The 24,231-nt window shown below is 73.6% G+C and carries 25 protein-coding genes; 13 read left to right on the top strand and 12 right to left on the bottom strand.

Translation table 11 applies throughout. The features are described from left to right. Positions 1-48 precede the first annotated feature (48 nt). Entirely contained in the window at positions 49-597 is a 549-nt protein-coding gene (gene def, locus ACIBEA_RS07800) for a peptide deformylase (protein WP_399258917.1), read from the top strand. Positions 598-644: 47 nt separating this feature from the next. Here def and ACIBEA_RS07795 read toward each other — a convergent pair whose 3' ends face one another. Beyond that, positions 645-1,301 carry a TetR family transcriptional regulator gene (locus tag ACIBEA_RS07795; RefSeq protein WP_399258916.1) on the bottom strand — a complete coding sequence of 219 codons (657 nt, stop codon included), beginning with the start codon at positions 1,299-1,301 and terminating at the stop codon, positions 645-647. A gap of 204 nt (positions 1,302-1,505) precedes the next feature. Between ACIBEA_RS07795 and ACIBEA_RS07790 the strand changes: the two genes are divergently transcribed. Then, positions 1,506-2,735: an acyl-CoA dehydrogenase family protein gene (locus ACIBEA_RS07790; RefSeq protein WP_385777024.1), complete on the top strand. Its 1,230-nt coding sequence runs from the start codon at positions 1,506-1,508 to the stop codon at positions 2,733-2,735. On the opposite strand, the gene ACIBEA_RS07785 is transcribed toward ACIBEA_RS07790, so the two are convergent. Further along, entirely contained in the window at positions 2,732-3,214 is a 483-nt protein-coding gene (locus ACIBEA_RS07785) for an SRPBCC family protein (RefSeq protein WP_399258915.1), read from the bottom strand. The two genes, ACIBEA_RS07790 and ACIBEA_RS07785, sit on opposite strands and share 4 nt — an antisense overlap. A 155-nt stretch (positions 3,215-3,369) precedes the next feature. Here ACIBEA_RS07785 and ACIBEA_RS07780 point away from each other — a divergent pair, with 155 nt between their 5' ends. Next, positions 3,370-3,555 (top strand): DUF5999 family protein, encoded by a 186-nt coding sequence (locus tag ACIBEA_RS07780; protein ID WP_330329229.1) that lies wholly within the window; start codon positions 3,370-3,372, stop codon positions 3,553-3,555. Positions 3,556-3,725: 170 nt separating this feature from the next. Here ACIBEA_RS07780 and ACIBEA_RS07775 read toward each other — a convergent pair whose 3' ends face one another. Continuing rightward, positions 3,726-5,750, bottom strand: coding sequence for an ATP-binding protein (locus tag ACIBEA_RS07775; RefSeq protein WP_399258914.1), 2,025 nt, complete (start codon positions 5,748-5,750; stop codon positions 3,726-3,728). A gap of 172 nt (positions 5,751-5,922) precedes the next feature. Further along, entirely contained in the window at positions 5,923-6,903 is a 981-nt protein-coding gene (locus ACIBEA_RS07770; RefSeq protein ID WP_399258913.1) for a fibronectin type III domain-containing protein, read from the bottom strand. 288 nt (positions 6,904-7,191) lie between these two features. Here ACIBEA_RS07770 and ACIBEA_RS07765 point away from each other — a divergent pair, with 288 nt between their 5' ends. After that, positions 7,192-7,386, top strand: coding sequence for a hypothetical protein (locus ACIBEA_RS07765; protein WP_354381926.1), 195 nt, complete (start codon positions 7,192-7,194; stop codon positions 7,384-7,386). Between the two features lie 139 nt (positions 7,387-7,525). Continuing rightward, positions 7,526-9,094, top strand: a complete 1,569-nt coding sequence (locus tag ACIBEA_RS07760; RefSeq protein WP_399258912.1) for a hypothetical protein — start codon at positions 7,526-7,528, stop codon at positions 9,092-9,094. A gap of 41 nt (positions 9,095-9,135) precedes the next feature. On the opposite strand, the gene ACIBEA_RS07755 is transcribed toward ACIBEA_RS07760, so the two are convergent. Both ACIBEA_RS07755 and ACIBEA_RS07750 read right to left on the bottom strand, forming a co-directional pair. Continuing rightward, complete coding sequence (locus ACIBEA_RS07755; protein WP_399258911.1) at positions 9,136-9,780, bottom strand: cytochrome b/b6 domain-containing protein; 645 nt, start codon at positions 9,778-9,780, stop codon at positions 9,136-9,138. Beyond that, entirely contained in the window at positions 9,764-10,429 is a 666-nt protein-coding gene (locus tag ACIBEA_RS07750; protein WP_399259067.1) for a molybdopterin-dependent oxidoreductase, read from the bottom strand. Before ACIBEA_RS07750 ends, ACIBEA_RS07755 begins: the two co-directional genes overlap by 17 nt. Positions 10,430-10,963: 534 nt before the next feature. Between ACIBEA_RS07750 and ACIBEA_RS07745 the strand changes: the two genes are divergently transcribed. Further along, positions 10,964-12,088, top strand: a complete 1,125-nt coding sequence (locus ACIBEA_RS07745; RefSeq protein ID WP_399259066.1) for an MFS transporter — start codon at positions 10,964-10,966, stop codon at positions 12,086-12,088. A gap of 63 nt (positions 12,089-12,151) precedes the next feature. On the opposite strand, the gene ACIBEA_RS07740 is transcribed toward ACIBEA_RS07745, so the two are convergent. After that, the gene (locus ACIBEA_RS07740) at positions 12,152-12,757 is read right to left on the bottom strand and encodes a disulfide bond formation protein DsbA (RefSeq protein ID WP_399258910.1); all 606 of its coding nucleotides are present in this window, start codon (positions 12,755-12,757) and stop codon (positions 12,152-12,154) included. A gap of 366 nt (positions 12,758-13,123) precedes the next feature. Here ACIBEA_RS07740 and ACIBEA_RS07735 point away from each other — a divergent pair, with 366 nt between their 5' ends. The 6 genes from ACIBEA_RS07735 to ACIBEA_RS07710 are packed head-to-tail and all read left to right on the top strand — an operon-like array spanning position 13,124 to position 18,592. Further along, positions 13,124-14,722, top strand: coding sequence for a sensor histidine kinase (locus tag ACIBEA_RS07735; RefSeq protein WP_399258909.1), 1,599 nt, complete (start codon positions 13,124-13,126; stop codon positions 14,720-14,722). After that, on the top strand, positions 14,719-15,120 hold the full coding sequence (locus tag ACIBEA_RS07730; RefSeq protein ID WP_354381922.1) for a roadblock/LC7 domain-containing protein: 402 nt from the start codon (positions 14,719-14,721) through the stop codon (positions 15,118-15,120). The genes ACIBEA_RS07735 and ACIBEA_RS07730 overlap by 4 nt, the downstream gene beginning before the upstream one ends. Next, positions 15,117-15,470 carry a DUF742 domain-containing protein gene (locus tag ACIBEA_RS07725; RefSeq protein WP_399258908.1) on the top strand — a complete coding sequence of 118 codons (354 nt, stop codon included), beginning with the start codon at positions 15,117-15,119 and terminating at the stop codon, positions 15,468-15,470. The genes ACIBEA_RS07730 and ACIBEA_RS07725 overlap by 4 nt, the downstream gene beginning before the upstream one ends. Further along, positions 15,451-16,125: a GTP-binding protein gene (locus ACIBEA_RS07720; protein WP_399258907.1), complete on the top strand. Its 675-nt coding sequence runs from the start codon at positions 15,451-15,453 to the stop codon at positions 16,123-16,125. Before ACIBEA_RS07725 ends, ACIBEA_RS07720 begins: the two co-directional genes overlap by 20 nt. Next, a complete protein-coding gene (locus ACIBEA_RS07715; protein ID WP_399258906.1) occupies positions 16,122-17,351 on the top strand; it encodes a cytochrome P450 in 1,230 nt (409 codons plus the stop codon). Before ACIBEA_RS07720 ends, ACIBEA_RS07715 begins: the two co-directional genes overlap by 4 nt. After that, on the top strand, positions 17,348-18,592 hold the full coding sequence (locus tag ACIBEA_RS07710) for a cytochrome P450 (RefSeq protein ID WP_399258905.1): 1,245 nt from the start codon (positions 17,348-17,350) through the stop codon (positions 18,590-18,592). The genes ACIBEA_RS07715 and ACIBEA_RS07710 overlap by 4 nt, the downstream gene beginning before the upstream one ends. 65 nt (positions 18,593-18,657) lie before the next feature. On the opposite strand, the gene ACIBEA_RS07705 is transcribed toward ACIBEA_RS07710, so the two are convergent. Genes ACIBEA_RS07705 through ACIBEA_RS07695 form a run of 3 tightly spaced genes read right to left on the bottom strand, consistent with a single transcriptional unit; the run spans position 18,658 to position 22,423 of the window. Then, positions 18,658-19,854: an ATP-grasp domain-containing protein gene (locus tag ACIBEA_RS07705; protein ID WP_399258904.1), complete on the bottom strand. Its 1,197-nt coding sequence runs from the start codon at positions 19,852-19,854 to the stop codon at positions 18,658-18,660. After that, a complete protein-coding gene (locus tag ACIBEA_RS07700) occupies positions 19,851-21,134 on the bottom strand; it encodes an MFS transporter (protein WP_399258903.1) in 1,284 nt (427 codons plus the stop codon). Before ACIBEA_RS07700 ends, ACIBEA_RS07705 begins: the two co-directional genes overlap by 4 nt. Beyond that, positions 21,134-22,423: an ATP-grasp domain-containing protein gene (locus tag ACIBEA_RS07695; protein WP_399258902.1), complete on the bottom strand. Its 1,290-nt coding sequence runs from the start codon at positions 22,421-22,423 to the stop codon at positions 21,134-21,136. The genes ACIBEA_RS07700 and ACIBEA_RS07695 overlap by 1 nt, the downstream gene beginning before the upstream one ends. 269 nt (positions 22,424-22,692) lie before the next feature. Here ACIBEA_RS07695 and ACIBEA_RS07690 point away from each other — a divergent pair, with 269 nt between their 5' ends. Further along, positions 22,693-22,965: a GlsB/YeaQ/YmgE family stress response membrane protein gene (locus ACIBEA_RS07690; RefSeq protein ID WP_385777056.1), complete on the top strand. Its 273-nt coding sequence runs from the start codon at positions 22,693-22,695 to the stop codon at positions 22,963-22,965. A gap of 56 nt (positions 22,966-23,021) precedes the next feature. On the opposite strand, the gene ACIBEA_RS07685 is transcribed toward ACIBEA_RS07690, so the two are convergent. Both ACIBEA_RS07685 and ACIBEA_RS07680 read right to left on the bottom strand, forming a co-directional pair. After that, positions 23,022-23,429: a response regulator transcription factor gene (locus tag ACIBEA_RS07685; RefSeq protein WP_399258901.1), complete on the bottom strand. Its 408-nt coding sequence runs from the start codon at positions 23,427-23,429 to the stop codon at positions 23,022-23,024. Further along, complete coding sequence (locus ACIBEA_RS07680) at positions 23,426-24,052, bottom strand: LuxR C-terminal-related transcriptional regulator (RefSeq protein WP_399258900.1); 627 nt, start codon at positions 24,050-24,052, stop codon at positions 23,426-23,428. Before ACIBEA_RS07680 ends, ACIBEA_RS07685 begins: the two co-directional genes overlap by 4 nt. Between the last annotated feature and the right edge of the window lie 179 nt (positions 24,053-24,231).

The following is a 24,231-nucleotide window of genomic DNA, read 5'->3' as shown; positions in this document are numbered from 1 at the left end:
GGCGCCCACTGAATCGCTCATATAGTCGCTCCGCGTACCCTTATCGCCATGCGACAGCGTCCGATCCCCGGCAATTCAGGCCTCGTCCGCACCATGAGCCTGCTCGGCGATCCGGTGCTCCACTCCGCCTGCGCGGAGGTCACCGACTTCGGTCCGGCCCTCGACCGGCTCATCGAGGACATGTTCGCCACGATGTACGCCGCGGAGGGCGTGGGCCTGGCCGCGAACCAGATCGGCGTGAACCTGCGGGTCTTCGTCTACGACTGCCCCGACGACGAGGACGTGCGCCACGTCGGCCACGTGGTGAACCCGCGCCTCGTCGAGGCCGACGGCCTGGAGCTGGTCGGCCCCGAGGGCTGCCTGTCGCTGCCCGGCCTGGAGGCCGGGACGGTCCGTTTCGACCACGCGGTGGTCGAGGGGGTCACCTCGGACGGCGCGCCGGTGCGGATCTCCGGCACCGGGTTCTTCGCCCGCTGCCTCCAGCACGAGTGCGACCACCTGGAGGGCGGCGTGTACGCGGACCGGGTGACCGGCCTGCGGCTGCGCCGCCTGCGCCGCGCGATCCGCCGGGCGCCCTGGTCCGCTCCCGCCTCCTGAGCGCCTGAGCGCCCGCCGGGGGTACGGGCCCCCGCGCCGCGGGTTCGTCAGAAGCCGGGGCCGTCCGGGCGGTTGCCCGCGGTCGCCAGCCGGCCCCAGAGCAGGTCGACCAGGTCGCTGACCAACTCGGCCCGGTTGCAGGGCCGCTCGCCGAGCCACCAGTCGCCGGCCGCGTGCATCATGCCGACGATCCCGTGGCCCCACACCCGCGCCAGCCGGTCCCCGCCGGGGCCCAGGTCCACCCGCTCCGCGATCACCTCGGCCAGCTCCTCGCCGAGGCGGCGCAGCAGCGGCGCCGAGTGCAGGCCGACGTCGAAACCGCGCTCGGCGTTCTGCGGGTCCTCGGCCGGGTGCATCAGGAACCGGTAGACCTGCGGGCGCGCCTCGATGGCGGCGAGGTAGGTGTCGAGGGTGGCCTCGACCCGGCGCCGGCGCTCGGCCGGTGCGTCCAGCGCGGCGCGCAGGGAGTCCAGGAGCGCGTCGGTGTGCCGGACGGCGAGGGCCTGGTAGAGGCCCGCCTTGTCGCCGAAGTGCCGGTAGAGGATGGGCTTGGTGATGCCCGCCTCGGCCGCGATGGCGTTCATGGAGGCCCGGGGACCGTCCCTCAGGACGACGCGGTCGGCCGCTTCGAGCAGCTCCCGCCGCCGGTGCTCGGACGATCCTTGTTGGCCGCCTGCCGGGCCGGCCTGCCGCGTGCTCTCCATGACGTGTTTCTCTCCCCGCCCTTGCGATGTGCTCGACGCCCACGCAACGTAACACCCCGCACACCCGATCGGCCGAATCGGCGGCGGTGGTGGACGGCGGCTCCCGGTTGACAGTGGCTACCCGTCAGTAACACACTGTGCTCACTGTTCGATGTTACCGCGAGTAACGTCATGGGCTCGACAAGCACAGCTGGAGGGGACGACATGGCGGAGTTCACCATGGATCTCAACGAGGACCAGAAGCAGGTGCGCGACTGGATCCACGGCTTCGCCGCCGACGTGATCCGGCCCGCCGCCGCGGAATGGGACGAGCGCGAAGAGACTCCCTGGCCCGTCATCCAGGAGGCCGCGAAGGTCGGCATCTACTCCCTCGACTTCTACGCACAGCAGTTCTTCGACCCGACCGGCCTCGGCATCCCGATGGCCATGGAGGAGCTGTTCTGGGGCGACGCGGGCATCGCCCTGTCGATCGTCGGCACCGGGCTCGCCGCCATCGGCGTCGTGGCCAACGGCACCGAGGAGCAGATCGGCACCTGGATACCCCAGATGTACGGCACCCCGGACGACGTGAAGGTCGCCGCCTTCTGCTCCTCCGAGCCGGACGCCGGCTCCGACGTCGGCTCCATGCGCACCCGGGCCGTCTACGACCAGGCCAAGGACGAGTGGGTGCTGAACGGCACCAAGACCTGGGCGACCAACGGCGGCATCGCCAACGTCCACATCGTCGTCGCCGTGGTCGACCCGGAGCTCGGTACCAAGGGGCACGCCTCCTTCATCGTGCCGCCGAACACCCCGGGCCTGTCCCAGGGCCAGAAGTTCAAGAAGCACGGCATCCGCGCCTCGCACACCGCCGAGGTGGTGCTGGAGGACGTCCGGATCCCCGGCTCCTGCCTGCTCGGCGGCAAGGAGAAGCTGGACGAGCGGCTCGCCCGGGCCCACGAGCGGGCCCGCAGCGGCGGCGGGGAGCGCGTGAAGAACGCGGCCATGGCCACCTTCGAGGCCTCCCGGCCCGCCGTCGGCGCGATGGCGGTCGGCACGGCGCGGGCGGCGTACGAGGTGGCCCTGGACTACGCGAAGACCCGTACCCAGTTCGGCCGCCCGATCATCGACAACCAGGGCGTGGCCTTCCAGCTCGCCGACATGCGCACCTCCATCGACGCGGCCCGGCTGCTGGTGTGGCGGGCGTCCTGGATGGCGGTCGCCGGCAAGCCCTTCACCTCGGCGGAGGGCTCGATGTCGAAGCTCTTCGCGAGCGAGGTCGCCAAGAAGGTCACCGCGCAGGCCGTGCAGATCCTCGGCGGCAACGGCTTCACCCGCGAGTACCCGGTGGAGCGGATGCACCGGGACAGCGCGATCTACACGATCTTCGAAGGCACGAGCGAGATCCAGCGCCTGGTGATCGCCCGGACCCTCTCGGACATGCCGATCCGCTAGGGCCCGTACTGCGCCGCAGACCCGTCGCCCCTGCTGCGGGACCCGTCCCGCAGCAGGGAATCGATCACGCGCCCGAAGAGGTGGCGGCCGGCCGCGGCGACCGCCGCGTCGAGCAGGCGGGGCGCGGCCCGCAGGCGCAGTTCCTCGTGCCAACGGACCTCCGCGCCGCCCGTCGGCAGCGGGCGGACCTCGATCTCCGCCCAGCCCCGCACCACGCCGCCCAGCTTCTCCAGTCGGACGGTGCCCGCGCCGCCCTCCGTCGGGGGCCGCCAGAGCGTCACTTCCATGGGGTCGTCGAATGTGACCCCGGCCACACCCGTGCGGGCCGTGAAGCGGGTTCCGACGCGCGTCGGCGGCGGCGTCGTGATCACGGTCCGGGTCAGCGGCACCCGCGCACCATGGCGTTCCCAGTCGGTGAGCCTGCGCCACGCCTCCGCGGCGGGCAGCGGCGTGCGGCGCAGGATCCGGATAACGGGCATGAGCGCATCGTAATCGGGCATACACATCCTGAACTGGACCTCGAATATGGGTTCCGTCCGGGGGCGGTGATCGGTAATACTCCTCGCCACCGTGGATCGCGGAATCGACCGGTTGACCATCGGCCCTCCCGCCCCACCCTGCGATGAGGTGCGCCATGTGCTCCCACCAGCCCCCCTGCCCGACCGCTGACAGCGCCGATCACGACGCCGCACGCACGGTCGCCTTCCACCCCGAACAGGGCTGGAGCCTGCTGTGCAATGGCGCCGTGGTCTTCGACGACACCGGTGAACTGCTCCCCGACGGCCGTACGGTGGCTCCCCGCCGACCGGCCCTGGTCTGAGCGAGGAGGCAGCATGCGCCAGCAGCTGATCCGCAAGCCCGTCCCGAAGCCCGCCCCCCGCGACCTCGACCTGCGCACCCCGTCCGGCCGGCCCCTGCCGTACTGACGCCCGCGCGATCCGCCCGCGCCCGCCGCCGGGCCGCCGATGCCCGCTCGGGGGGCGTCGGCGCTCAGCCGGTGGGCGCCGCCGCGCCGCCGCGGAAGGCGACCTCGTAGGCCTCGTCCCCGATCGCCGCCCGCGCGCGCCGTTCGCCCTCGTCCCGCAGGGCCAGCAGCGAGGGCGAGCCGCCCATCTGGGGGTGGCCGACCGTCCGCCACCACGCCTGGCCGGTGCCCAGCAGCCGCGCCGCCAGTTCCCCGTCGCCCAGCCCCGCCACCGCGGCCGCCAGCACGTCCAGGCCCAGCGCGATCCCCAGCCGGTCGCCCAGCAGCCGCTTGCCCGAGAGCATCGCCCGCACGTGCCGGGCCGCCTCCCCGTGGTGGCCGAGCCCGAGCGCCGCCACCGCCAGCACGTAGTCGGCGTAGGCGCGCAGCCAGCGGTCGCCCAGCTCCGCACAGGCCTCGCCCAGCCCCCGGGCCTCCTCGGCCGCCTCCTCGAACCTGCCCAGGTCGCACAGCGCGTACGAGGCCGACAGCCGGCACAGCAGCCAGCCCGGGCCGCTGGTGCGCCCGCCGTGCCCGGCCCGGGCCCGCGGACCGGCCAGCTCCAGCGCCCGCTGCGGATCCCCGGGCATCAGCAGGGACACCGAGAGCAGGTACGCGCCCCGCAGCTCCGGTTCGGGGTCCGCCAGGTGGACGGCCGCCTCGACGCACTGCGCGCCCAGCGCCCGGGCGGTGGGCATCTCCCCCTGGAGCATGGCGGTGAGCCCGAGCGCCCAGAGCGCCTGGAAGTGCGCCGTCCCGGCCCTCGGGGCCCCCTGGAGCGCCCGCTCCAGGAAGCCGCGGCCCTCGTGCGTGTGCCCGCAGGAGAACCAGAAGAACCACAGCGCCCCGGCCATCTCCAGGGCCGTCGTCCGGTCGGTGCCCAGCAGGTGCTCCAGGGCGGTGCGCAGCTGTGCGTGTTCGGCGGTCATCCTGCGGTACCAGTCGACCTGGCCCGGGCCGAGCCAGCCCGCGTCGGCGGCTCGGGCGAGGGCCGCGTACCAGTGGGCGTGCCGGTCGGCGAGCGTGCGCACCTCGTCGAGCTCGATCAGCCAGTCGTGCCCGTACTCGCGGATCGTGTCCAGCATCCGGTAGCGGGCCCCGCTGCCCCGCTCCTCGGTGCGCCGCACCACCGACTTCGCGACCAGTGCGTCCAGTACCCGCTCCACCCGGGCCGGCGGCAGCGGCCCGCCCGAGCACACCGCGCGGGCGGCCGTCAGGTCGAAGTCCCCGGCGAAGACCGACAGCCGTGCCCACAGCAGCCGCTCCACCGGCGCGCACAGCTCGTGGCTCCAGCCGATCGCCGTCCGCATGGTCCGGTGCCGCGGTGGGAGTGCGGTCAGGGGGTCGGACAGCACGTCGAACCGCGCGTCCAGGCGCTGGGCCATCTCCTCCAGGCTCCACAACCGCAGCCGGGCGCCGGCGAGTTCGAGGGCGAGCGGAATCCCGTCCAGGCGGCGGCAGACCTCGGCGGCGATGGCCGCGCGCCGGGGATCGGCGAAGGCGGCCGCGGTCTCCGGCGCGGCGGCCAGGGCGCGTTGGCGGAAGAGCGCGAGGGCGTCGCTGTCGGGTCCCTCGGCGGGCAGCGGGCGGACCTCGACCAGCATCTCGCCGGGGGAGCCCAGCGGTTCGCGGGAGGTGACCAGCACGGTGAGGCCCGGGGCGGACTGGAGGAGTTCGCCCACCAGGTGGCGGCAGGCGGCCACCAGGTGTTCGGCGGTGTCGAGGACCAGGAGCAGCTCCTTGTCCGCCATCCAGGCGCAGAGCTCCTCGTCGGGGGAGCGCGCGGAGTGGTCGGAGAGCCCCAGGGTGTGGGCGACGGTGGAGGTGAGCAGCTCCGGATCGCGCAGGGGCGACAGCTCCACCCACCAGACGCCGTCGCGGTGTCCCGGGGGCAGGGCGTGCAGGGCGCGCAGGGCCAGCCGGGACTTGCCGACACCTCCGACGCCGGTCAGGGTGGTCAACCGGTGCTCGCGCAACAGCGACTCCATGAGGTCGAGTTCGCGCTCCCGACCCACTAACGCCGCCGTCTCCGGCGGCAGGTTCCCCGGCACGGAGGCAGAGTCTGGCCGAGGGTCGCCGCCCGGCGGACCGGACTGACCGCTGTTGATCGAGTACTCACCGAACACGCAAGTATTGTGCGCGATCCGCGTTCGTGGCAGTGCCGTTCGGTGAAGATCGCGGAAGATCACGCGCGGCCGTGGGGGCCCGCGCGGCCGCGAGGGCTCAGGCGAGCGGGACCCGGCGCTCCGCCGAGAAGGACCCCCAGTTGCCGTCGGGCAGCCGTGCGCGCAGCTTCAGGGACCAGAGCGTACCGGCCGGTTCGGCGACGCTGAGCCGGTACTCGGCCCGTCCCGCGGGCACCGCGCCCGTACCGAACTGGATGATGGTCGTGGGCTGCTCGTTGACGTAGAGCTGGTACTCGGCGGTGGGCTGCCCGGTGTCGGGCGGGTTCCAGGACAGGGCGACGGAACCGGGCGAAGCGGTCGCGGTGAAGTCGGCGGGCGCCGTGCTCGGGCCCTTGCCCGTGGCGGTGGCGGTGGTGACGTCCACCGGCGGGCTGTCGGGCGAGGAGTTGTCGGCGCCGTCGCGGGCGCGCACGGTGAAGGTGTAGACGGTGTCCGGCTGTAGGCCCGTCAGGCGGGTGCTGGTCTCCGTGGCGCCGGCGGTGTGGATGCGCACCCCGCCCTGGTAGACGTCGTAGGCCGTCACGCCCGTGTCGTCGGTGGCGGGGGCCCAGGTCAGGACGGCGGCGCGGGCGCCGTCCGGGTGGCCGGACGCGCGCGTCGGGGTCGTCGGCGGCCGGTGGTCCTCGGCCTTGGCGGCTCCGGTGGTGACGGTGGCCGCGGCGCTGGGGGCGGAGAGGTTCCCGGCGGCGTCCCCGGCCCGCACGGTGAAGGAGTACGCCGTCCGCGGAGTCAGGCCGGTGAGGTCCACCATCGTCTTCTCGGCCGGGACCTCCCGGACCACGGCCCCTGCCTGGAGTATCTGATACCGCGTCACACCGTCCCGCGCGTCGGCGGATTGCCACATCACGTGCACGGAAGTGGCGCTCCCCGCCTGGGCGGTGAGCCCGGAGGGCGACGCGGGTGGCCGGGTGTCGGGGGAGCCGCAGGCGGTGAGGACGGTGAGGGCGGCGACGGCCAGACAGCGGGCGGCCGTTGCGGCGTGGGAGGTCGTTCCGGTGGGGGAGGCGGGGCGGCGCAAGGGGGCGTCCTCACGGGGTGTCGGTGCGGCGCCGTCCGGGTGGGGCCGGGGCGGGTGGGGGCCGCGATCGACGCCGCAAAGGTCTAGACATATATGGCACGCCCCCCGCCCCCGCGGCAAGACCCCGGGCACCGGAGCCGCTTGACGATCCGCGGATCCGGGCCGCAGGCACGCCGACCGCTGATCCACCGCTGTCACACACGGTCAACACCCGTATGGCGGACACCCGTTTCACCCGAAGGCGCCGCCCGCTGCGCCACCATGGCGCCGCGCACAAGGAGGTGCCCGATGGTGATTTCGCTTTCCGTGGTCGTCCTGCTCATCGTCCTCGCGTCGATCTTCGTACGCAGTGGCGGCCTCAAGTTCTCGCACGCGCTGGTCTGCGTCCTGCTCGGCTTCTACCTGGCGAGCAGCAGCATGGCCGCGACCATCCACAACGGCCTCGCGGCCACGGCGCAGGTGGTCGGCGACCTCAGGCCCTGACCGGCGTCGCGCGCGGGTGAATCATCCCGCCCGTGCATGGACTCCTCCGGTCGCCCGATCTACCGTCTGGCCGCGGCGTGATGTCAGGCACACCGTCGACACGACGGAAGAGAGACGCACGAGAGAGGAGGAAGCCCGGATGGTGCGAAGAGCGCTGAACTGCGCGGTGGTTCCGGCCGTCGCGGTTGTCGTGGCGATGTACGGGATCTCCCCGGCGCGGGCCGACGCGATACCCCAGGCACCCGGCCACCGGCTGGTCAGCCACTATGACGGCAGCCCCGCGACGGCCGAACCGGTGCCCGGCCAGGCCCCGCCCCAGCACCCCTTCCTCGCGCCCAACGGGCGCAGCGGGATGCACGCCGACGCGGCGGGCAGCGCCACCTATCCCTGGTCCGGTCCGCTCGGCAAGAACCCCAGGGTCACCAGCGAGAAGATCGCCGCGCTCGGCGGCGAGTGCGCCACCGCCACCTTCGACGCGGGCGGGCGCCTGGTCACGGTCTGCGGCACCTTCTCCGGCTTCAAGGTCAAACTGCTCGACCCCCGCTCGCTCGCCCCGCTCGCGGAGTACCCGCTCCCGCAGCGCTCCTCGACGGTCGAGGCGGTCACCTCGCTCGACTTCTCGAAGATATTCAAGGACACCTCGGGCGGCGCGTACTTCTACCTGGACGACCAGGACCGGGCGGTGCTGGCCGACTCCCGCCAGCACGTCCTGCGCCTCGCGCACGGCCAGAACCCCGACGGCAGCTGGAAGTTCACCGTCGCCGACGACTGGGACCTCACCGGGCAGGTCCCGCACGACTGCGTGAGCTGGACCAACCTGCGGCCCAGCGGCACCTGCGATCCGCTCACCTCGGTGATGCCCGACTGGCAGGGCCGCATCTGGTGGGTCACCCGGCAGGGCCGCGTCGGCACCCTCGACCCGGCGACCGGGGCCCTGCGCTCCGTCCGGCTGGAGGGGGAGGAGATCCAGAACTCCTTCTCCGTCGCCGAGGACGGCGTGTCGATCGTCTCCGACCACGCGCTCTACAGCTTCCGCGCCACGGCCGACGGCACCCCGCAGGTGCAGTGGCGCCAGACCTACGACCGCGGCACGGGCACCAAACCCGGTTCCGTGAACCAGGGTTCGGGCACCACCCCGGACCTCTTCGGCGACGGCTACGTCGCCATCACGGACAACGCCGACGACCGGATGAACATCCTCGTCTACCGGCGGGGCGCGGGCGTCCCGGCCGACCGGCGGCTCGTCTGCAAGGTCCCGGTCTTCCGCTCCGGCGCCTCCACCACCGACAACTCCCTGATCAGTTGGGGCAACAGCCTCGTCGTCGAGAACAACTACGGCTACGAGAACCTCACCACGCTCCTGCTCGGCAAGAGCGTCGTCGGCGGCGTCAGCCGGGTCGACGTCCGGCCCGACGGCAGCGGCTGCGACACCGTGTGGGAGAGCGGGATCCGCTCGCCCTCGACCGTGCCCAAGCTCTCCGCGGCCAACGGGCTGCTCTACTTCTACGAGAAGGAGCCCAACGCCTGGGGGATCGACGCCTGGTACCTCAGCGCCGTCGACTTCCGCACCGGCCAGCGCCGCTGGAGGCGACTGACCGGTACCGGACCGCTGTACGACAACAACTGGGCGCCCATCACCATCGGCCCCGACGGAACGGCGTACGTCGGCGTCTTCAACGGCATCGTGGCCGTCCGCGACGGCGGCTGAGCGGCCGAGGGGGCGGTCCGCGCGGGGCCGCCCCCTGCCGCTCAGTCCTCCCGGCCGTCCGGGATCCGCCACAGCGGGTGTTCCCGCCCGGCCCAGTCCCGGTCCACCGAGCCGGTCCGCATGCCGCGCCGGGCCTCCGGATCGGCCAGCGCCTTGCCCACGTGAGCGGCGAGCACCACGCCCAGGGCGAGCGCCAGCCAGTCGTGGACGAAGGTCGCCGCCGTCCGCCAGCGCAGCGGTGCGAAGCCGGTCACCCACATGAGCAGCCCGGTCCCCAGCATCACCAGGACCGCTCCGGCCAGCCAGCTCGCGTACACCTTCTGTCCGGCGTTGAACTTGCCGGCGGGCCGCGGGCTCCACCGGTCCCGGCGCAGCGCCGCCCGCAGCCACGCCCCGTCGTGCGGGCCGAAGCGGCCCAGCCGGCGCAGATCGCCGCGGAAGGCCCGCGAGGCCAGCCCCAGCAGGAAGGGCGCCGGGAGCAGCAGCCCGGACCACTCGTGCACGGTGACGACGAGGTGGCGGCGGCCGACCAGTTCGGCGAGCGGGGAGAGGTACAGGCAGGCGGCCGAGGCCACGCACAGGCCCATCAGGACGCCGGTGGCCCGGTGCACCAGGCGCTGGGAGCGGCCGAACCGGCGCACCCGCGGGGCGGCGGTCGCCGCGGCGGTCTCAGACGGTAGGGGCATCGTCGCGTCCGTTCGACTTTCCGACCCAGGCGTCGACGTCGTAGCCGAGGCGTTCCCAGTAACCCGGTTCCACGTCCCGGGTCACCGTGATGCCGGAGAGCCACTTCGCCGACTTGTAGAAGTACATGGGGGCGGCGTAGAGCCTGACCGGACCGCCGTGGGTGTGGCCGAGGGGCTGGTCCTGCATGCGCAGGGCCACCAGTACGTCGTCGCGCCGGGCCTGCGGCAGGGTCAGGCTCTCGGTGTACGCGCCGTCGAAGCAGGTGAAGCGGATGGCCCGGGCCTGCGGGCTGACGCCGGCCGCGTCCAGCAGCCGGTACAGCGGCACCCCTTCGAAGGGCGTGTTCGGGACCCGCCAGCCCGTCACGCACTGCACGTCGCGCACGACCCGGGTCTGCGGGAGCCGACCGAGGTCGTCCAGGGTGTACGTGGCCGGGCGCTCGACCATGCCGTCCACGGTGAGCCGGTAGTCCTGCGGGCCGCGCCGGGGGACGGAGGAGGCCACCGAGTAGTAGCGGAAGCCGCCGCCGTTGGGCAGCAGGGAGGTGATCCCGGTGGGGTCCTTGTCGGCGGTGGCCCCCAGGACCGATTCGAAGCCGCGCTGGAGGAAGGGGGCGGCGGCCAGGCCCACGGCCCCGAGGCCGACCATCCCCAGGACCACGCGGCGGCCGACGGGGGAGCCCTGGCCGTCCGGATCGGGGCCCTCGGGGTCGGGGCCCTCGGGGTCCGGGCGCTCGGGATCCCGTGCGTGCTGTTCAGTGCTCACCCGGCGATTCGACCACCGACGCCCGCCCGGCACCAGGGTCGGCGGCCGGCCGTCAGGATTCCGTCACACCTTGCGGGAGCTCCGGGACGGGGCCGCGGGGTCGGGTGCGCGAGGGGTGGTGTTGCGTCCCCCGATGCCAACACCACCGCTCACGCACTCCGCTCCCCGAGCCTAGGGAGGAACGGCCGCCGTGGTTGTGCACTGAGCGCGGAGATCGTTGACGATCCGCGCAGCGGGTGCGCAGCGGGTGCGCGGCGGAGGTGCACCGGATGTGCGGCGGGCGCGCGCCGGGGCGCGCGGAGCCGGGCCGGGCTCCCGGGCGGGGCGCGGGCCCGCTCGTACGATGCGGTGGTGATCACCGCCGCACCGCGCCGCAGACCCGGATACCTGGCCGCCGCGGCCGTCTTCGCGGTCGGCATGATGGGCACCACGCTGCCGACACCGCTCTACGGGCTCTACCGCGAGGAGATCGGCTTCTCCACCTTCGTGGTGACCGTCGTCTTCGCCGTCTACGCGGTCGGCGTGCTGGCCGTGCTGCTGCTCGCCGGGGACTACTCCGACCGGGCCGGGCGGCGGCCCGTCCTGCTGGCCGCGCTCGCGCTGTCGGCGGCGAGCGCCGTCTGCTTCCTGTCCGAGGACGGGCTGCCGCTGCTCTTCGCCGGGCGACTGCTGTCCGGCTTCGCGGCCGGGCTGCTCAGCGGCACCGCGACCGCCACCGTCATCGAGCTCGCCCCGCCCGAGGGTCGGGCCCGGGCCGCCTTCGCCGCCACCGCCGCCAACATGGGCGGCCTCGGCTGCGGACCGCTGGTGGCCGGGCTGCTCGCCGAGTACGCCCCGCACCCGCTCGCACTGCCCTTCCTGGTGCACCTCGCCCTGCTCGTGCCCGCGGCGGTGGTCGTGCTGCTGCTGCCGGAGACCGTGGAGCGGCCCGACCGGCGGGCCCGGCCGCATCCCCAGGGCCTGCGCGTACCACCCGGGGCCCGGGCGGCGTTCGCGCTCTGCGCGCCGGCCGCCTTCGCCGGCTTCGCCCTGCTCGGGCTGTTCACGGCGGTGGCGCCCACCTTCGTCGCGCAGACGCTCGACGTCACCAACCACGCGGTGGCGGGGGCCATCGTCTTCTCGGTCTTCCTGGCCTCCACCGTGGGCCAGTGGGCCGCGGGCCGGCTGGAGGCGGAGCGCGCGCTACCGCGCGGGCGGCTGCTGCTGGTGGCCGGCCTGGCGCTGGTCGCCGCCTCGCTGGCGGTGGAATCGCTGCCGCTGCTCGTGGTGGGCGGCGCCCTCGCCGGGGTCGGCCAGGGCATGGCCTTCCGCGCGGCGGTGGCGACCGTATCGGCCGCGGCCCCCGCGGAGCAGCGGGGCGCCACGATCTCCACGCTGTTCGTCGTCGCCTACTGCGGGATCTCCCTGCCCGTGGTGGGCGTCGGGGCGCTCACCCTGTGGCTGGGCCTGCGGGGCGCCGGCCTGGTCTTCACGGCCTGTGTCGCGCTCACGGCGGCGGCCGGCCGCCGCGGGGGCGACCGGCCGCGATCCGGCTCGCGGTGAACGCGGGGCTTCCCGGTCGGAGGTCCCACCCGACCGGAGGTCCGCCCCGGCCGCGGAGCGGCCTCAGCTGAAGTCGAGGCCGCCGGTCCGGGTGCGCTTGAGCTCGAAGAAGTCGGAGTACCCGGCGAGCAGTCGCACCCCGTCGAAGACCCGTACGGCGTCCTCGCCGCGCGGGATCGAGGTCAGGACCGGTCCGAAGAAGGCGGTGCCGTCGATGTGGATCGTCGGCGTGCCGACCTCCTCGCCGACCGGGTCCATGCCCTCGTGGTGGCTCTTGCGCAGGGCGTCGTCGTATTCGGTGCGCTCGGCGGCCTCGGCCAGCTCCACCGGCAGGCCGACCTCGGCCAGGGCTTCGCGGATCAGCTCGTCCGTGGCCGAGCGGTCCTGGTTGTGCAGCCGGGTGCCGAGGGCGGTGTACAGGTCGCGCAGTACGCCTTCGCCGTGCTCCTGGGCGGCGGCGATGCAGACCCGTACGGGGCCCCAGCCGGTCTCCAGCAGCCTGCGGTAGCGCTCGGGCAGGTCTTCCTTGCCCTCGTTGAGCACGGACAGGCTCATGACACGGAAATTGAGGTCCAGGTCGCGCTGCTTCTCCACCTCCAGGATCCAGCGGGAGGTGATCCAGGCGAAGGGGCAGATGGGATCGAAGTAGAAATCAACTTTGTTGGTCACCCGTCCGATCCTAGGAGGCCCATGTCCCGTCCAGAAGGGCCATTCTGCTGCCGTGGGAGTGGGCCATTGCCCCGCGGGGAGTCCGTCGGGGGAGCGGTCGGCCCTGATGCCAGGTCACATGATCTTGCTCCGGCCGTCGCGCGCGGGGTGTGCCGAGGGTGTGCCGAGGGTGTGCCGAGGGTGCGTGGCGGGGTGCTGGCACGTGAAAATGAGACGACAAAACGCCTCAGATCCCTACCAAATGACCGTGTCGCGATCCAATCTTCATCAAGGACTTTCTCAATCGATCAGCAACTCTCCTATAGTTGCCTCTCGTTGCCACAGGAACCCTCTCTTCCATTTCTGTCCGGTTTGAGGCTTTGATTGATGACGGCGTCGCCCTCCCCCTTTCGCCCCTCCGCGCTCGCCCTGCTGCTCACCGCAGCGGTCGGCGGAGCGCTCTGCACGGCGGCGGTGGCCGCGGCCCCGTCGACCGTCCAAACCCCGCTCGCCTGGTTCTCCGTGACCGGCGTCCTGCTGCTCGGGATCGCCGCCTTCGGGCTCACCTGGACGACGCGCACGGCCCAACTGCTGCGCCGACGCACCGCCGGCCTCGCCGCCGACGTGTCCGCCCGGGACGCCGAGATATCCCGGCTCACCGCCGCGGCCGCCCGTGACGCGGCCGCCCGCACCGCCGAGCGGCGGCAACTGACCAGTGATCACGCCGCTGAGCTGGACCGGCTCGTGCGCGCCGGAGCCGCCGAGGCGGACCGGCTGACGGCCTCCCATCTCAGCGCGCGCCAACACCTCGGGGACGAGCTGCGCCGCGCCGAATCCGGCCGGGCCGCCGCCATGGCCGCCGCCGCCAACGCGGCGGGCCGGATGCAGGCGCTGGCCACCGGCATGCTCGCCGACCTGCGGGAGATGGAACACCGGCACGCCGACGAGGACGTCCTCGGAGACCTGCTGCACCTCGACCACCGCACCGCCCAGGCGGGCCGGCTGGCCGACTCCATCGCGGTGCTCACCGGCGCCCGTTCGGGCCGCCGCTGGGCCAGGCCGATCGTCATGGAGTCCATCCTGCGCGGCGCGATGGGCCGGATCGGCAGCTACCAGCGGGTGCGGCTGCACTTCACCAGTGACGCGGCCATCGCCGGGCACGCCGCCGAGGGCGTCATGCACGCGCTCGCCGAACTGCTCGACAACGCGGCCAACTTCTCGCCGCCGACCGCCGAGGTCCACGTGTACGTGGAGGAGGTCCCGGCCGGGATCATCATCACCGTCGAGGACAGCGGCCTGGTGATGAGCGAGGTACAGCTGCGCCGCGCCCAGCAGGCCGTGGCCGCCGAATCGCTGGACCTGGCCGGGCTCTCCGGAACCCGCCTCGGCCTGGCCGTGGTCGGCCGCCTCGCCCGCAAACACGGACTGACCGTGTCCTTCCGCCCGTCGGCACGCGGTGGCACCGGCGCGCTGATGATGCTCCCTCAGGACCTGATCAGCCGGGGTCCCTCGGAGAACCCCGCCGCCGCGGGCGGTGTCCCCGTCCCCGTGGGTGCGGCCGACGCCCCGGCCGGCGCCGGACGTACGGATCCCCGCACCGCCGACATGGGCGCCGCGACGGCCGAACCCGCCGCGGACCACGGCGCCGCACGCACCGGCGCCGGTGCCGATGGCGCCGGCGACCCCGTGCGCCCCGCGACCCGTACCGACGGGGGCGCGGCCGGCGCGGCGGACGCCGAGGACACCGGCGAGCACCCCGCACTCGGCGAGAGCGGACTACCGCAGCGGCGCCGCGGCCGGACCCTGGCCGCCGCCCACCCCGAGGGGGCCGGCGACCCGTCGGCCGCGCGCCCGCCCGCGGACGCCTCCCGCTCCGCCGCCCGCTTCGGCAGCTTCCGCCAGGCCGTGCGCGGCGCCGCGGCCGCGCCGCCCACAGCGCCCCCGCACGCCTCGAACCCCCCGCACCCGGAAGGCAACACGCGATGACCGGCACCACCACCGACGAGACGCTCGGCTGGCTCCTGGAGAGCCTCCTGGAACGCACCCCCGGCGCCCGCCACGCCCTCGTGCTCTCCCGGGACGGCCTCAAGCTCTGTCGCACCCCGGAGCTGTCCGTCGACCAGGCCGACCAGCTCGCGGCGATCGCCGCCGGGATCCAGAGCCTCTCGCACGGGGCGTCCATCGAGTTCGGCGACGGCAGCGGCGGCGTCCGCTCCGCGATGGCCGAGTTCTACGGCGGGATCCTCTTCATCGTCGAGGCGGGCGAAGGCGCCCACCTGGCGCTGGTCGCCGCGGAGGACGCGGACGCGGGCCTCGTCGGCCACAACATGTCGGAACTGGTCGAACAGCTCGGTGAGCACCTGATCGCCAGGCCGCGGGGATGAGCCGGAGCAGGCCGGGCCGGGACGATACCCCGGACCGGCTCTACACCCTCACGGGCGGCCGCAGCCGCTCCGGCTCGGACGCCTTCGACCTCGTGACGCTGGTCGTCGCCGAATGCGATCCGGTCGTCGGCATGCAGTCGGAACACGCGGCCATCCTGCGGATGTGCCAGTACCCGACGGCGGTCGTCGAGATCGCCGCGGAGCTGGGCCTGCCGGTGTCGATCGTGCGGATCCTGCTCGCCGACCTGCTCGGCACCGGCAAGATCAGTGCCCGGCACCCGCGTTCGGCGTACCTCCTTCCCGACCCCGACATCCTGGAGCAGGTGCTCGTTGGACTCCGCAATCTCTGATCAGCCCGCTGACCAGCGCGAACCCCGCCCGGCCCGGCAGGCCCTCAGCAGCACCGCGGACAACGGTCTCAAGATCGTCGTCGTGGGCGGCTTCGGCGTCGGCAAGACCACCATGGTCCGCTCGGTCAGCGAGATCCGTCCGCTGAACACCGAGGAGACGATGACGAAGGCGGGCGAGGCGGTCGACGACACCACCACCGTCGCCACCAAGACCGCCACCACCGTCGCCTTCGACTTCGGCCGGATCACCCTCGACGCACACAACGTGCTCTACCTCTTCGGAGCCCCCGGCCAGGAGCGCTTCTGGTTCCTGTGGGACCGGCTGTTCTCCGGCACCCTCGGGGCGGTCGTCCTCGTCGACACCCGACGGCTCGCCGACTCCTGGTACGCCATCGACAGGCTCGAACACCACGGCACGCCCTTCGTGGTGGCCTGCAACGACTTCGGTGGTCCCGTGCACACCCCGGAACAGATCCGGGGCGCCCTGGACCTCCCGCCGCACGTCCCGCTGGTCTTCTGCGACGCCCGCTCGCGCGAGTCCAGCAAGCAGGTCCTCATCTCCCTCGTCCGGCACGTCCAACACGTCCGCCACGAACGGCACACCCAGCACGCCCAGACGGCCGACCGGCCGACGACCCCGGAGCCCACCCCGTGACCACCCCCGAGCACTGCCCCGTACCGCTGGGTGGCCCCCGGTTCCAGACCGACCCCGCCGAGCTGTACCGGGAGATGCGCCGCGACCACGGCGCCGTCGCCCCGGTCGTCCTCGACGGCGACGTACCGGCCTGGCTGGTCCTCGGCTACCGCGAACTGCACCAGGTCACCAGCGACCCGGTGCTCTTCTCCCGCGACTCCGACCTGTGGAACCAGTGGGACCGGATCCCCGCCGACTGGCCGCTGCTGCCGATGATCGGCCGCAAGCAGCCGTCGATCCTCTACACCGTCGGCGAGCGCCACCGCGACCGGGCGGCGGTGATCTCCGACGCGCTGGAGGCCATCGACCCCTTCGAACTCAAGGGCCACGCCGAGCGGTTCGCGGACGAGCTGATCGACGAACTCTGCGGCAGGGGCGAGTGCGACATCGTCGGCGAGTACGCCATGCTGCTGCCGCTGCGCGTCCTCGCCCGTATCTACGGCTTCGCGGACGAGGAGGGGCCCGGCCTCGTCACGGCCATGAACGACATGATCAACGGCCGTGAGGGCGCGCTGGCGGGACAGCAGCACCTCGGCGCCTCCATGTACGCGCTGCTCGCCGCCAAGTCGGCCGCGCCCGGCCCGGACGTGGCCTCGCGGATGCTCGCCAACCGGTCCGGCTTCACCCTGGACGAGGTCGCCCAGGACCTCATGGTCATGATGGCCGCCGGGCACCAGCCCACCGCCGACTGGATCGGCAACTCGCTGCGCCTCATGCTCACCGACGACCGCTTCGCGGCCTCCCTCGCGGGCGGCCGGCACAGCGTCGGCGAGGCCATGAACGAGGTCCTGTGGGAGGACACCCCCACCCAGAACGTGGCGGGCCGCTGGACCTCCCGCGACACCCACCTCGGCGGCCGCCGGATCGCCGGCGGCGACCTCGTCCTGCTGGGGCTGGCCGCCGCCAACTCCGACCCGCACGTGCGCACCGACGCCGGGGCGCTGACCGGTGGCAACAACGCCTTCTTCTCCTTCGGGCACGGCGAACACCGCTGCCCGTTCCCCGCGCAGGAGGTCGCCGAGGTCATCGCGCGGACCGGCATCGAGGTCCTCCTCGACCGGCTCCCCGACGTCGACCTGGCGGTCCCCGCCTCCGCGCTCGCCCGCCGCCCCTCGCCCTGGCTGCGCGGCCTGTCCGCACTGCCCGTGACCTACACCCCGACCCCCGCCCTTGGAGTCACCAGATGACGTGCCCGATCGACCACACCGGCTCCGCCGCCATCGCCCTGGACCCCTTCGTGGCCGACCTCGACGCCGAGAGCGCCGCCCTGCGTGCCGCCGGCCCGCTGGTCCGCGTCGTCCTGCCCGGCGGGGTCGCCTGTTACGCGGTCACCCACCACGCCGAGGCCCGCAAGCTGCTCACCGACCCCCGCATCGTCAAGGACATCAACGCCTGGGGCGCCTGGCAGCGCGGTGAGATACCCCTGGACTGGCCGCTGATCGGGCTCGTCAACCCCGGCCGCTCCATGCTGACCGTCGACGGCGACGAGCACCGCCGGCTGCGCACCCTGGTCGCGCAGGCGCTGACCGTGCGCCGGGTGGAGACGCTGCGCGCCGGCATCGAGGCGCTGACCACGGAGATGCTGGACCGGCTCGCCGAGCTGCCCGCGGGGGAGAACGTCGACCTCAAGGCACACTTCGCGTACCCGCTGCCGATGAACGTGGTCAGCCGGCTGATGGGCGTCGACGCCGCCGACCACCCCCGGATGAAGGAGCTGTTCGAGAAGTTCTTCTCGACGCAGACCCTGCCCGAGGAGGTCCCGCAGATGATGGCGGACCTCGGCGCGCTGTTCGGCCGGATCGTGGAGTCCAAGCGGCAGAACCCCGGCGACGACCTGACCAGTGCGCTGATCGCCGCCTCCGAGGACGGTGACCGCCTCACCACCGAGGAGATCACCAACACCCTCCAGCTGATGGTCGCGGCCGGCCACGAGACCACCATCAGCCTGATCGTCAACGCGGTCGTCGCCCTGGAGACCCACCCCGAACAGCGCGCCCTGGTCCTGAAGGGCGAGGCGTCCTGGGAGGACGTCATCGAGGAGACCCTGCGCTGGTCGACCCCGACCTCGCACGTCCTGATCCGCTTCGCCGCCGAGGACGTGGAGGTGGGCGGCGCGTTCCTGCCGAAGGGCGAGGGCCTGGTCGTCTCCTTCGGCGCCATCGGCCGCGACGAGGCCCAACACGGCGAGAGCGCCGGCTCGTTCGACATCACCCGCACCCCGAACCGGCACATCTCCTTCGGCCACGGCCCGCACGTCTGCCCCGGCGCCGCGCTCTCCCGGCTGGAAGCGGCGGTGGCCCTCCCGGCCCTGTACGCGCGCTTCCCCGAACTGAGCCTGGCGGTGGCCCGCGAGGAGCTGCGCAACAAGCCGATCGTGACCCAGAACGACCTGTTCGACCTGCCCGTCACCCTGACCCCGCGGCCCTGACCCCGCGGCCCTGACCGCGGCCGCCGCGGGGCGGGTCCTCCCCGCGGCGGCTCCGGCAGCGCGCCTCAGTCGGTCCGTACGGTGATCCGCAGCCGCTCCGCCAGGAACTTCAGGGCGTCCTCGCGGGCGGCGGGCGAGTCCGCCTTCACCAGGATGTGGCCGAGGCGCTGCGAGGAGGAGGTGAGCGGGCCCACCCGGTCGCCCACCCCCTTGCGCAGCCCGACCCGGACCACCGCCGGGTGCGCGGCGATCTCCGCGAGCCCGTCGACCTCCGTGATCGTGCCGGGCGCACAGGTGGGGAAGTACGTCGCCGCGTACGCCACCGGGCGGGTGCGCACCAGATCGCCGAGCGGCTCGCCGAGCGCGAGCCGCACCACCGCCTCGTGCAGGTCGAAGCCGTACGTCAGGCTCACCGCCTCGGCCAGGAAGTCCCCGGGGGTGCGGACCGCCACCTCCATCAGGACCGGACCGTCCAGCCCCACCCGGAACTCCAGGTGCACCAGCCCCGTCCGCATCCCCAGCCCCCGCAACACCCCCGCGGTCAGGGCGTCCACCTGCGCCGCCTGCGCCGGATCGGTGAACGCGTACCCGCAGCGGTGCGAGAGCTCCACGAAGTACGGCGGGGCGGTGGTCTCCTTCTCCGTCACGTTGGCGAAGAGCACCTCGCCCTCGTGGACGAGCGCCTCCCAGCTGTACTCCGGCCCCGCCACCGCGGCCTCGACCAGGATCTTCCCCTCGCCGCCGCGCCGCAGCACGATCTCCTCGGCCTCCGCGACGCTCGTGACCAGCTCGACGCCCTCGCTGCCGCCCAGGGACAGCGGCTTGACCACCACCGGCAGCCGCTCCTGCATCCACTCCCGGGCCGCGTGCAGGTCCGGGGCCAGCAGGAAGTCGGGCTGCGCCACTCCGTACGCCCCGAAGCCGGTGCGTTGCAGGGCCTTGTTGCGGGAGATCACCGCGGCGTGCAGGGACGGACCCGGCAGTCCGAGCCGCTCCTGCGCCAGCGCGCCCGCGGTCACGTTGGCCTCCGCGAAGGCGAGCACCCCGTCCGGGGCGCGGTCGGCGAGCGCCGCCGTCACCCCGGCGAACCAGGATTCGTCCAGGGATCCCGTCACCGGGTAGTAGGAGACGTCCTCCTCGGCCGGGCGGCCGCCCATGAGCGCCGCGTTCTCCACCGCGCGGACCCGGTGCCCGAGCCGCCTCGCCGCCTCCACGTACGGCCGCCCCATCGTGCCGACGCCGACCACCAGCAGATCCTTCACGCCACTGCCCCTTCGCTCGCTGCCTGCTTCTGTCCCTGCTCCTTGCGTTCCCGCTCCTGCGCCTGCTCCAGCTGTCGTTCCAGCGCCCGGGTCACCGGCGGTACGAGGACCGAGGCCAGGCAGAACACGACGCCCAGGGCGGCCCATCCGGCCGCTCCCGTCCCGATCACCACGCCCGTCACCAGCGCCGGACCCACGATCCGCTGCCCCGCGCTGCCGAGGCTGAAGACGGACAGGTAGGTCCCGCGACGGTCCTCCGGCGCGAACGCGTAGCTCAGGTCCCAACTGCCGACCGCGTGCCACATCTCCCCGAAGGTCAGCGCGACGCACGCGGCCAGCAGCAGCGCCCCCGCCAGGAGCGGCGCGAGCCCGTGCACCGCCGCCAGGGCGGCACAGCACGCGGCGAGTGCGAAGCCGCTCAGCCGCAGGGCGCGGGTCGCCCCGCCGGGCCGCTCCGCACCGCGCGACACCGGCACCTGGAGCGTGATCGAAAGCGCCGTGTTGACCAGGATCAGCACCGGCACGAAACCGGCCGGCACCCCCGTGGCCGTCATCGCCCACAGCGGCAGCCCCACCGACAGCAGCGTCGTGTGCAGGTTGAGCACGCCGCCCAGCCCGGCCAGCCCGAGGTAGCGCCAGTCGCGGAAGCCCCGGATCGCCGTCAGCGGACCCACCTTGCGCTGCGCCGCACTGGAGCGGACCAGCCGCAACCTGCTCAGCATGACCGCCGAGGCGACGAACGCCACCGCGTTGCCGAGCACGATGCCCCGGTACGCCCACATGCTGTCGGCGGCCAGCAGCGGCGCCGCCAGCAGCGCGCCCACCGAGAAGCCGATGTTGCGCACGGTCCGGACGATCGCCATCGTCCGCGTACGGTCGGACTCCTCGGTCGTGTCGGACGCCACCGCCTGCGTCATCGGCTGCGTCGCCCCCTCCGCGGCGGCGAGGCAGGAGGACACCACCAGGAAGCCGACGAAGCCGTGGACGTACGCCAGCGCCACGAACCACAGGGCCCGCCACACCTGGAGCGCGATCAGCGTCCGCCGGGCCCCGATCCGGTCGCTGAGCGCGCCGATCGGGACGGTGGCCAGGAAGCCCACGAAGCCGGAGACGGCCAGGCCGGCGCCGATCTGGGTGGGGGACAGGCCCACCGAGCGGATGAAGAAGATGGTGGAGCCCGCGAGGAACAGGCCGGTGCCGATCGCGTTGATCAGCGAGGTCAGGGCGAAGGTCCGGCCGGCCGCCGTGGCCGGCACGTAGTCCGAGAGCGAGATCCGCATCACCGCGCACCTCCCGCGGGCCCGGCCGTGCGCACCGAGACCAGCGCGGCGGCCTCCTCGGCATTGCGGGCCGCCGCCGCCGCGTCCGTACCGGTGGCGATGACATAGCCGGCCCGCTCCCACGAACTGGTGACGGCCAGGACGACGTCGCCGGGCGCCACCCCGACGTGCACCTCCTCCACCCCGAAGGCGCGCCGGGCGGCCTCGGCGCCCTCCACCGCCGCCACCGGGCCGACGGGCGCGATCAGGAACCGTACGGCCGCGCCCAGGACGGGCGGGCGCTGCGGCGCCGGAGCGCTGCCGTCCAGGACCCCGAGCAGCGCGGACAGGATGTCCGTCCCGTAGGCCAGGTCGATCAGGGCGGTGATCCCGCCGCCGGGCAGCCGGGCCGCGCACTCCACCAGGTGCGGGCGACCGTCGTCGAGGATCCACTCCGCGTGGAGCACGCCCGAACGGAAGCCCGTCGCCGACACCAGCACCGCCACCGCGCCGCGCAGCGCGTCGGCCTGCGCCGCCGGCAGCGCGGCGGGCACGGTGTGCCCGGTCTCGACGGGGTGGCGCGAGTCCTGGACCATCTTGGCGGTGATGTTGGTGAAGCCGACGATGCCCTCGTGCACCACCGCCTCGACACTCACCTCGGGTCCGTACAGGCGCTGTTCCACCAGATAGCGGGCGGAATCCGGGTAACCGGCGTGCAGGGACGGCTCGTCGGCGGTCGTGGTGTGTGCCCAGGCCGCGGCGCCGTCGTCGTCCGGTCCCAACAGTCGTACGCCGAGACTGGCCTGGCGGCCCGCGGGCTTGAGCACGCACGCCCCGCCGAAGCGGGCGCGGAAGGCGCTCACGTCCTCGGGGCCGCGGGCCCGCTGCCAGGCGGGCTGGTCCAGGTCCGTACCGTCCACCGCGGCCCGCAGCAGGACCTTGTCCCGCAGGATCCGCGCGGCCTTCGGGCCCGCGCCGGGCAGCCCCCACGCCTCGGCGAGGGCGGCGGCGGCCACCACGCCGTACTCCACGACCGGAACGACCGCGCGCACGGCCGGGGGCCGGGGCACCGCGGCGACGACCCGCTGCGGGTGCTCCTCGTCCTGGCTGGGCGCGGCGAGCACCGCCGCCACGCAGCGGTGCGCGGCGGCCAGGCGGTCGATGCGGCGCGCGGCGATGACGGCGGGCTCCTCCACGACCAGGACGGAGTTCTCGGGGAGCAGGACGTCCAGTTTGCCGAGCATCACCGGGCTGTACCCCACCAGCACGTGGGTGATGATCGCCGGACCGGACGGATCGGGCAGTGTCATGGAGGCCTCGCTGCGTGACGGAGGGCGCGGGACGGGGAGGGACCGGGGCGGGTGCGCTGCACCGTGCCCGGCCTGCCCGACGACTGTGCCTTTCCGGCCACTTGACGGCATAGCCCGCTCAAGGTTCGGGTCCGCGCACCTCCGTGACCTCCCCATGCGGACCGGCCGGATCCGCGCGTGAGAACCATTTCGGCCCCCGCGGCGTCCTTCCTGGTGAGCGCGCACACCGAGGGCGGGTGCGGGCAGGCAGGCTAGAGGAGTGAGTGGGTATGGGGTTCGTCAGCTGGATCATCCTGGGGCTGCTGGCCGGAGGCATCGCCAAGGTCCTGCTGCCCGGGCGCGACCCGGGGGGCTTGATCGGGACGACCCTGATCGGGGTCGCCGGCGCCTTCATCGGCGGGTGGCTCTCGGCCAAGTTCCTCGACCGGCCCATCCAGAACCAGTTCTTCGACCTGGCCACCTGGGGCGCCGCGATCGCGGGCTCGCTGGTGCTGCTGATCGCCTACCGGATCCTCTTCGGCAACTCGCGCTCGTCCAGGTAGCCGGGACGCACGCGCGCCGCGCGCGGACCGTGGGGGTCGTACGCCGCGGGCGCGCGTCAGATGAGGCTGTACTGCACCGCACAGGCCACCGCGTGCGAGCGGTTGCGGGCGTGCAGCCGGGACATCAGCTCGTAGATGACGTTCTTGACGGTGTGCTCCGAGCAGGACAGCGTGCGGGCGATCACGGCATTGCCGTGACCCTCCGCCATCAGCGCCAGCACCGAGGTCTGGCGTGCGGTCAAGTGCGGTGCGTCCGCGGCGATCGCGGGCTTGGCGGCGGGCTGCGCGGGGTGTCCGCAGAGCAGGCGCAGCAGATCGGGATAGGGCATCTCGACGGTGTCCGGGGCCGGTTCGGGGGCGGGCGCCAGGCCGGTGGCGACCTGGGCCAACATCCGGCTCAACCGGACCGCTTCGAGGCCGACTTCGCGGGTCGACGTGCGCGTCGGTGCGGCGACGGGGCTCACAGCATTCCCGCCCGGAGCGCGTAGGCCACGGCGTGGGCGCGGTTGCGCAGCCGGAAGCGCTGGGTGATGTCGTGCACGACGGTGGTCACGGTCCGCGGCGAGTAGCACAGCCGCTTGGCTATCTCGCTCGTCTCGTGGCCGTCCGCCACCATCCGCAGCACCGACCGCTCCCGATCGCTGAGCCCGGCCGCGTCCCAGGGCCCGGCCGCCACGTCGGCAGCCGCCCCCCGGGCGCCGGAGTGCTCCAACAGCAGGTCCAGCAGGTCCGGCGGCAGGGTGCAGTCACCGCGGGACGCGGCCCGTACGGCCCGGGCGAGACGGACCGGGTCCGCCTCGCGGCGGCGCAGCAGCCCCCGGGCCCCGGCGGCGATCGCATGCAGGGCGTCGGCGGGCTCCAGCTCGCCCGCCACCAGCACCACATCCGGACGGGACGGGGTGTCCCGGATCGAGCGCAGTACGTCGAGTTCCGTGCGGCCGACCCGGTCCACGGTCATGACCACGACGCGGGGTTCGCCGCCCGGAGCGCTCAGGGCCACCTCCGGACAGGCGAGCAGGGCGCTCTTGGTGCCGGCTTCGAGCACCGGATCGAGTGCGATGACGTTGACAGGGACGGGTTCTCCCACCGGGTCCTCCGAAAGTCATCCGCCTACCGGGTGTCGGACCGGCGGAAGGGGTGCTGGTTCCCAGACTGGGGGCGGCCGCCGGGAGCGGCATCGGGCCCCTGCCCCCACATTTGTGAAGGCGCGGTGCCACCAGCGGCGGATCGTGTGAAGGCCGCCGTCCCGGTCCTGCGGGAGGGCGG

It is taken from the genome of Streptomyces sp. NPDC051555 (assembly GCF_044454405.1).
Lineage (GTDB): Bacteria > Actinomycetota > Actinomycetes > Streptomycetales > Streptomycetaceae > Streptomyces.
The sequence above is the reverse complement of the archived record's forward strand: the minus strand, read 5'-3'. Positions and strand labels throughout refer to the sequence as shown.

Bases quoted from the DNA above. Each gene is read 5' to 3' on its own strand.
- ACIBEA_RS07785 (WP_399258915.1), bottom strand. From the start codon at position 3,214: ATGCCCGTTATCCGGATCCTGCGCCGCACGCCGCTGCCCGCCGCGGAG.
- ACIBEA_RS07790 (WP_385777024.1), top strand. From the start codon at position 1,506: ATGGCGGAGTTCACCATGGATCTCAACGAGGACCAGAAGCAGGTGCGC.
- ACIBEA_RS07700 (WP_399258903.1), bottom strand. From the start codon at position 21,134: ATGCGGATCTCGCTCTCGGACTACGTGCCGGCCACGGCGGCCGGCCGG.
- ACIBEA_RS07695 (WP_399258902.1), bottom strand. From the start codon at position 22,423: ATGACACTGCCCGATCCGTCCGGTCCGGCGATCATCACCCACGTGCTG.
- ACIBEA_RS07710 (WP_399258905.1), top strand. From the start codon at position 17,348: ATGACGTGCCCGATCGACCACACCGGCTCCGCCGCCATCGCCCTGGAC.
- ACIBEA_RS07750 (WP_399259067.1), bottom strand. From the start codon at position 10,429: ATGGTCGGCCTCGGGGCCGTGGGCCTGGCCGCCGCCCCCTTCCTCCAG.
- ACIBEA_RS07730 (WP_354381922.1), top strand. From the start codon at position 14,719: ATGACCGGCACCACCACCGACGAGACGCTCGGCTGGCTCCTGGAGAGC.
- ACIBEA_RS07765 (WP_354381926.1), top strand. From the start codon at position 7,192: ATGGTGATTTCGCTTTCCGTGGTCGTCCTGCTCATCGTCCTCGCGTCG.
- ACIBEA_RS07745 (WP_399259066.1), top strand. From the start codon at position 10,964: ATGATGGGCACCACGCTGCCGACACCGCTCTACGGGCTCTACCGCGAG.
- ACIBEA_RS07725 (WP_399258908.1), top strand. From the start codon at position 15,117: ATGAGCCGGAGCAGGCCGGGCCGGGACGATACCCCGGACCGGCTCTAC.
- def (WP_399258917.1), top strand. From the start codon at position 49: ATGCGACAGCGTCCGATCCCCGGCAATTCAGGCCTCGTCCGCACCATG.
- ACIBEA_RS07755 (WP_399258911.1), bottom strand. From the start codon at position 9,780: ATGCCCCTACCGTCTGAGACCGCCGCGGCGACCGCCGCCCCGCGGGTG.
- ACIBEA_RS07735 (WP_399258909.1), top strand. From the start codon at position 13,124: ATGACGGCGTCGCCCTCCCCCTTTCGCCCCTCCGCGCTCGCCCTGCTG.
- ACIBEA_RS07690 (WP_385777056.1), top strand. From the start codon at position 22,693: ATGGGGTTCGTCAGCTGGATCATCCTGGGGCTGCTGGCCGGAGGCATC.
- ACIBEA_RS07760 (WP_399258912.1), top strand. From the start codon at position 7,526: ATGGTGCGAAGAGCGCTGAACTGCGCGGTGGTTCCGGCCGTCGCGGTT.
- ACIBEA_RS07795 (WP_399258916.1), bottom strand. From the start codon at position 1,301: ATGGAGAGCACGCGGCAGGCCGGCCCGGCAGGCGGCCAACAAGGATCG.
- ACIBEA_RS07780 (WP_330329229.1), top strand. From the start codon at position 3,370: ATGTGCTCCCACCAGCCCCCCTGCCCGACCGCTGACAGCGCCGATCAC.